At 48.9% G+C, this 2055-nt stretch carries 3 protein-coding genes and 1 pseudogene; 1 reads left to right on the top strand and 3 read right to left on the bottom strand.

All coding sequences use genetic code 11. The features are described from left to right. Positions 1–100 (top strand): annotated as a pseudogene (locus SV253_04660) (transposase). A 491-nt stretch (positions 101–591) separates the two neighbouring features. Here the strand turns inward: SV253_04660 and SV253_04655 are convergent. From SV253_04655 to SV253_04645, 3 genes are all read right to left on the bottom strand, one after another. Further along, a complete protein-coding gene (locus SV253_04655) occupies positions 592–1047 on the bottom strand; it encodes a PIN domain-containing protein (protein ID MDY6775354.1) in 456 nt (151 codons plus the stop codon). Next, positions 1044–1334, bottom strand: coding sequence for an AbrB/MazE/SpoVT family DNA-binding domain-containing protein (locus SV253_04650; GenBank protein ID MDY6775353.1), 291 nt, complete (start codon positions 1332–1334; stop codon positions 1044–1046). The genes SV253_04655 and SV253_04650 overlap by 4 nt, the downstream gene beginning before the upstream one ends. A 307-nt stretch (positions 1335–1641) precedes the next feature. Beyond that, complete coding sequence (locus SV253_04645) at positions 1642–1995, bottom strand: hypothetical protein (protein MDY6775352.1); 354 nt, start codon at positions 1993–1995, stop codon at positions 1642–1644. Positions 1996–2055: the final 60 nt, after the last annotated feature.

Raw genomic sequence — 2055 nt, 5'->3', positions numbered from 1 at the left:
ATAGGAGTATCGGTTGCTTGGCACAACCTGGGGTCTACCTGTATGATCGGTCTTGCGGATTCGAACCGCAAGAAGCCGTTGGGTAGACTGCAAACCTTAATATCCCAACCTGGGATTCACCCGACTTCAGGCGGGTGAGGATGTCAAGTCTAAGACAGAAAAACACACCAAGCTTCAAGATGAACTCCTCGAAGAGACAGATATGTCTGAGGAAGACATAGAGGATGTAAAAGAGATGCAAAAACCAGATATAGAGGAGCTTGAGGAGTTCGAATGAGTTCACACCACCCTTATCCCGTTTGAGGTCTCCATAATCAACCGTCTATGGGCAAGTTCTCGACGGCTGTCTCGGCTTTCTCGTCCTCTACGTCGATTTTTTCGACAAGATCGTCTTGAGTACACCCCTCGTTTTCTCTTAACTCTAATACAGACTCATACCCGTTAGTCGCGAATCTTCGCTGTCTCAACGGCTCTAAAACCCGAGGTGAGACGCCCTAGGGCGTGGATCACGAGAACGGCGTGTTGCCTCAACGTGAGAGCTAACCAACATTTCTAATATTTCTCTAGATCTGTTGGTTAGCTCTTAGACTCCTATGCAGGATCTTCTCTGATTCGGAGTAGGTCGATACTCTCGGATAGATCGCCGAACTCGGGGTCTGCCCCGACTACGAGAGTAGCATTCTCTTCTACTGCAAGAGCGGCGGCATACGAGTCTCCGAGAGAGATACCACCCTCTCCTTTGATACGTGCGACAGTACTCCACGATGGGTTTTCGACAGTTAATCCAAAGCCACGTAGGACACGCAGATCGCGTTCCCCGGCTTTGTACTCAGTTTCGCTGGGTGAGGTGTGGTTCGGGTCGCCTGTTTCGAGACGGGCGACCTTATATACGATTTCGGTCGCAGTGGCATGGGAGATCGCTCCCGCATCTTCGTCGCTTTCGATCTTCTGGAGACATCGAGTCACAGTCGAAGCCCCGGGCTCGTCGTAGAGGTATGCGATAAGAGGCTCGGTGTCGAAGACATAGTCATAGTCGTAGTCAGTCATCGGTGTCGTCCTAGCTTCTCGTCTTGCTCCCGTTCGAGATTCTTGTCCTCCTCTTTCATCCCAGTAAGATGTTCGAGAACCTCGCCCTCCTCGTACTCTTCGCCATGTACTCCCTGCATATCCTTGACCGAAGGAAGGGGTTCGACTACTATCTTACCGTCCTCCTCGTGGATTAGGACTTTCCCTGGTGTTTCGATACCGAATTTCTCGCGGAGATCCTTCGGGATAGTAGCCTGCCCTTTCTTAGAGACGTGGATGACATCTCCACTGTCTGTATTACTTGACATTCTTGTATTACAATAAAATCTGGTACTACTAAACCCTTAGCGTAATGAAGATTTGCCTGACTCCCAAGGTGAGACGCCCTGGGACGTGGATCCTGAGAGCGGCGTGTCGCCCCGACGTGAGAGCTAACCAACACTTCTAGTAGTCTTCGAAAATATTGGTTAGCTCTTAGATCCCTAGGCAGGATCTTCTCTGATCCGGAGCAGATCGATACTCTCCGATAGGTCGCTGAACTCGGTGTCTCAGTCGAATGAAGAGTTTGGATAGACCCCTGGGATTAGACGCCGCTGACCTTGATGTCGTATGGAGTTACTCATCTTTATTTTCAGGATCGTACGAATCTGCTCTTTTTTCTATCTGTTTTAGGTCACGCTCGTATGTTGTATCTCGTTTACCTATACCGATACAATATAATGTGTCTCCTTGGCGTATGAGGTAGCTGCGAAAACCTCCTTGCCTGCGTCGATAAACTGTTTTGCCGGCAACGTCGTTTAAAATATCAACAGCGTTTGGAAGGGATCTACTCCAGACTGTCAGTTGATCCTCCAAGTCATCTAGGTCATCAAGAATTTCTTCTTGTTCTCTAGCCGTAAAACCAGACTGGAGATCCTTGTATACCCATTTCTCAACGAGCTCAACTGAAGTAATATCTTCTCCACCCATTTACACAGAATAGAATCAAAGCCCGAGAAGCTCACGCATTTCGTCAGTAGAACAGGTGTC

Source organism: Candidatus Afararchaeum irisae, assembly GCA_034190545.1.
Lineage (GTDB): Archaea > Halobacteriota > Halobacteria > Halobacteriales > Afararchaeaceae > Afararchaeum > Afararchaeum irisae.
The sequence above is the reverse complement of the archived record's forward strand: the minus strand, read 5'-3'. Positions and strand labels throughout refer to the sequence as shown.

What these genes read in the sequence shown, in the direction of transcription:
- SV253_04655 (MDY6775354.1), bottom strand. Translation starts at nt 1,047, where the DNA reads ATGACTGACTACGACTATGACTATGTCTTCGACACCGAGCCTCTTATC.
- SV253_04650 (MDY6775353.1), bottom strand. Translation starts at nt 1,334, where the DNA reads ATGTCAAGTAATACAGACAGTGGAGATGTCATCCACGTCTCTAAGAAA.
- SV253_04645 (MDY6775352.1), bottom strand. Translation starts at nt 1,995, where the DNA reads ATGGGTGGAGAAGATATTACTTCAGTTGAGCTCGTTGAGAAATGGGTA.